General features: G+C 74.4%; 3 protein-coding genes. All 3 read left to right on the top strand.

Annotated features, from left to right (window positions below; translation table 11 throughout):
• Window positions 1–177 precede the first annotated feature (177 nt).
• The 3 genes from recN (at window position 178) to E1300_RS47980 (ending at window position 4,188) form a co-directional block, all read left to right on the top strand.
• On the top strand, window positions 178–1,884 hold the full coding sequence (recN, locus tag E1300_RS47990) for a DNA repair protein RecN (RefSeq protein WP_131763916.1): 1,707 nt from the start codon (window positions 178–180) through the stop codon (window positions 1,882–1,884).
• A 112-nt stretch (window positions 1,885–1,996) separates the two neighbouring features.
• Window positions 1,997–3,235, top strand: a complete 1,239-nt coding sequence (steA, locus tag E1300_RS47985) for a putative cytokinetic ring protein SteA (protein WP_131763915.1) — start codon at window positions 1,997–1,999, stop codon at window positions 3,233–3,235.
• Window positions 3,232–4,188, top strand: coding sequence for a copper transporter (locus tag E1300_RS47980; RefSeq protein WP_131763914.1), 957 nt, complete (start codon window positions 3,232–3,234; stop codon window positions 4,186–4,188). The genes steA and E1300_RS47980 overlap by 4 nt, the downstream gene beginning before the upstream one ends.
• Window positions 4,189–4,340 lie beyond the last annotated feature (152 nt).

Below are 4,340 nucleotides of genomic sequence, written 5' to 3'. Positions count from 1 at the left end.
CGTCCGCCGCCGACGGCGCGCCGGGCACCACGCCGGGCACCGGGCAGGACGGTGCGCCGGGCCGCGGGGACGGCGGCGGGGACGCCGGGGGAGCGGCATCGGGCGGGCAGAGGGGATAATCTCCACAGGCGCTGATCGGGGATCTGTTTGCGGAGGGTTGTGACGCTGGTGCGTCCGATGGTCGATGAGGTGCGGATCCAGGGCCTCGGCGTGATCGACGAGGCCGTGCTCGATCTGTCGCCGGGGTTCAACGTCGTGACCGGCGAGACCGGCGCGGGCAAGACCATGGTGGTGACGAGCCTCGGGCTGCTGTTCGGCGGGCGCGCCGACCCGCAGCGGGTCCGGCCGGGCGCCGACCGCGCCACCGTGGAGGGCCGCATCGTCGTCGACCCGGGCGGCCGCGTGGTCGAGCGGGTCGACGAGGCGGGCGGCGAGCTCGACGACGGCGCGCTGATCGTCACCCGGTCGGTGTCGGCGGAGGGCCGCTCCCGGGCGTTCCTCGGCGGCCGGTCCGTCCCGGTGAGCGTGCTGATCAACCTCGCGGACGACCTGGTCGCCGTGCACGGGCAGTCCGACCAGCAGCGGCTGCTCCAGGCCGGGCGGCAGCGCGGCGCGCTCGACCGGTACGCGGGCGGCGCGCTGACCAAGCCGATGCGCGCCTACACCAGGGCCTACCAGCGGCACCGGCAGGTCGCCGCGCTGCTGGAGGAGCTGACGACCCGGGCGCGGGAGCGGGCGCAGGAGGCCGACGTGCTCCGCTTCGGCCTGGAGGAGATCGAGAAGGTCGAGCCGAAGGAGGGCGAGGACACCGACCTCGCCGCCGAGGAGGAGCGGCTCGGGCACGCCGACGCGCTGCGCGGCGCCGCCGACACCGCGCACGAGGCGCTGCTCGGCGACCCCGCCGCCGCGTTCGAGGCCGCGAACGTCGTCGGGCTGCTCGGCACGGCCCGCAACGCGCTGGAGGCCGTCCGCGACCACGACCCCGAGCTCGCGGCGCTCGCCGACCGGCTCGCCGAGGCCGGGTACCTCGTCTCCGACGTCGGCACCGACCTCGCCTCCTACGCCGAGTCCGTCGACGCCGACCCGGCGCGGCTCGCCGCCGTCCAGGAGCGGCGCGCCGAGCTGATCGCGCTGACCCGCAAGTACGGCGGCGCGGACGGGACGGTCGCCGAGGTGCTGGAGTGGGCGCGGCGGTCGGCGGCGCGGCTCACCGAGCTGGAGGGCGACGACGACCGGATCGAGGAGCTGCGGGCCGAGCACGCCGAGCTGACCGAGCGGCTCGCCGCCGAGGCCGGGGAGCTGACCGCGGTCCGCACCCGCGCCGCCGAGCGGTTCTCCGCCGCCGTCACCGCGGAGCTGACCGCGCTGGCGATGCCGCACGCCCGGGTCGAGGTGACCGTCACCCCGTCCGGCGAGTACGGCCCGCACGGCGTCGACGAGGTCGAGGTCCGGCTGGCGCCGCACCCCGGCTCGCAGCCGCTGCCGCTGCACAAGGGCGCGTCCGGCGGCGAGCTGTCGCGGGTGATGCTGGCGATCGAGGTCGTGTTCGCCGGCGCCGACCCCGTCCCCACGTTCGTGTTCGACGAGGTCGACGCGGGCGTCGGCGGGAAGGCGGCGGTGGAGATCGGGCGGCGGCTCGCCCGGCTGGCCCGCAACGCCCAGGTGATCGTCGTCACGCACCTGCCGCAGGTCGCCGCGTTCGCCGACCAGCACCTGCTGGTCGAGAAGTCCGACGACGGCACCGTCACCCGCAGCGGCGTCACCGCCCTGGACCGGGAGGGCCGCGTCCGCGAGCTGTCGCGGATGCTCGCCGGCCTGGAGGACTCCGAGCTCGGCCGCGCCCACGCCGAGGAACTGCTGGCGATGGCGGCCGAGGAACGCTGACCGGTCGAGGGGACATCGGGGGATTGGGAACTACAGAGGGTGGCCGAACGGACACGCCTGCCCGCCCGTCCCTGCCGATGTTCGCGCCCGTGCTCTGGCAGGATGGCAACCGATGAACGACCCGTCTCCCACCACCGAGCGCCGTGTCCGGCTGGCGCAGCGGCTGCCGCGGCGCGTGCTCGCCCTGGGCCGCGGCCGCGACGACGGCCGGACGGGCGTCAGCGCCGTCGCCCGGCTCGACCGCCGCACCAAGGACCTGACCAAGCGGCTCCAGCCGGGCGAGGTCGCCGTGATCGACCACGTCGACCTCGACCGGGTCAGCGCCGAGGCGCTGGTGTCGTGCGGGGTCGGCGCCGTGGTCAACGTCGCGCCGAGCATCTCCGGCCGCTACCCGAACCTCGGCCCGCAGATCCTCATCGAGGCGGGCATCCCGCTGCTGGACGACGTCGGCCCGGAGATCTTCACCAAGCTCACCGAGGGCGACCACGTCCGCGTCGAGGACGGCACCGTCCTGCGCGGCGAGGACGTGATCGCCAAGGGCACCGAGCAGACGGCCGAGACCGTCGAGACGGCGCTGACCGAGGCCAAGGCGGGGCTCGCCAGCCAGCTGGAGGCGTTCGTCGCCAACACGATGGAGTACGTCAAGCGCGAGCGCGACCTGCTCATCGACGGCGTCGGCGTCCCCGAGGTGAACACGAGGATCGCCGGGCGGCACGCCCTCATCGTGGTCCGCGGCTACCACTACCGCGAGGACATCGCCACCCTGCGGCCCTACATCCGCGAGTACCGCCCCGTCCTCATCGGGGTGGACGGCGGCGCCGACGCGCTGCTGGAGGCCGGCTACCGCCCCGACATGATCGTCGGCGACATGGACTCGGTCTCCGACGACGCGCTGACCTGCGGCGCGGAGATCGTCGTGCACGCCTACCGGGACGGCCGCGCGCCCGGCCTGAAGCGGGTGCACGAGCTCGGCACCGAGGCGGTGGTGTTCCCCGCGACCGCGACCAGCGAGGACATCGCGATGCTGCTCGCCGACGACAAGGGCGCCACGCTCATCGTCGCGGTCGGCACGCACGCCAACATGGTCGAGTTCCTCGACAAGGGCCGCGCCGGCATGGCGAGCACGTTCCTCACCCGGCTGCGGGTGGGCAGCAAGCTCGTCGACGCCAAGGGCGTGAGCCGCCTCTACCGCAGCCGCATCTCCGCCTGGTCGCTGCTGTTCCTCGTCCTCGGCGCCTTCGTCGCCATCGTCACCGCCGTCGCCATGTCACCGGCGGGGGACGTCATCAGTCCCCTGCTCGCCGACCGCTGGCACGCCTTCGTCTTCTGGCTGACCGGACTCTTCACGTGATCGATTTCCGATACCACCTCGTCTCCATCGTCGCGATCTTCCTCGCGCTGGCGCTCGGCATCGTGCTGGGCTCCACGACGCTGTCGAACTCGGTGAGCGACACCCTGCGGCAGCAGGCCAGCTCGGCGGCCAAGACCGCCAACCAGGCGCGGCTCGACCAGCGCCGGACCGAGCGGCAGCTCGCCGGCGAGGAGCAGTTCGCGAGCGGGCTCTCCACGCAGCTCGTCGCCGAGCGGCTCAAGGGCCAGTCCGTCGTCCTCGTCGAGACGCCCGGCGCGAGCAACGACAGCATCGAGCAGGTCAGCGAGCTCGCCAAGAACGCCGGCGCCGCCGTGACCGGCCGCGTCACCGTCCAGAAGAAGCTCCTGGACGACGACCAGCGCGTCACCGTCGACGAGCTCGCCACCCAGCTCAAGGGCGACGGCGTCGAGTTCCCCGCGAACGCCGACGCCTACGCCAAGGCGGGCGCCGTGCTCGCCGGCGCCATCCTCACCCGGGACGCCGCCGAGACCGGCCGCGAGGACGCCACCGGCGCCGCCGTCCTGAACGGCTTCAAGCAGGCCGGATACCTCACCGCCAGCGGCAAGCCCGGCCAGCACGCCACCCTCGCCGTCATGGTCGCGCCGTCCAGCCCCTACGCCTACGAGGGCGGCGGCGACGCGAACAAGGCCCTGATCTCGCTGGCCACCGCACTCGACGACGCCGGGCGCGGTACCGTCGTCGGTGGTCCCACCACCTCCGCCCAGACGGGCGGGCTGATCGCGGCGCTCCGCGACTCCGACGCCGAGAAGTCGGTCTCCACGGTCGACACCGTGGACACCTCCTCCGGCCAGGTGGTGGCGATCCTTGCGCTGCAGAACGAGATCGGCGGCAAGTCCGGACAGTACGGGACGGGCGACGGCGCGAGCGGCTACCTGCCCTCGCCCGCGCCCACGGCGGGGAAGAACGGGTGACCTGATGGACCGACGCATCGCCTCCGGCCCGGCGAAAGACGCGGCGAAGGGCGCGGCGAAAGGCGCGGCGAAAGGCGTGGCGGAGGGCGCGGCGAAAGGCGCGCGGCTGGCGGCCGGCACGGCGCTCGGCGCCGCCGCCGCCCGCGCCGCCT

The organism is Actinomadura fibrosa, assembly GCF_900659615.1.
Lineage (GTDB): Bacteria > Actinomycetota > Actinomycetes > Streptosporangiales > Streptosporangiaceae > Spirillospora > Spirillospora fibrosa.
The sequence above is the reverse complement of the archived record's forward strand: the minus strand, read 5'-3'. Positions and strand labels throughout refer to the sequence as shown.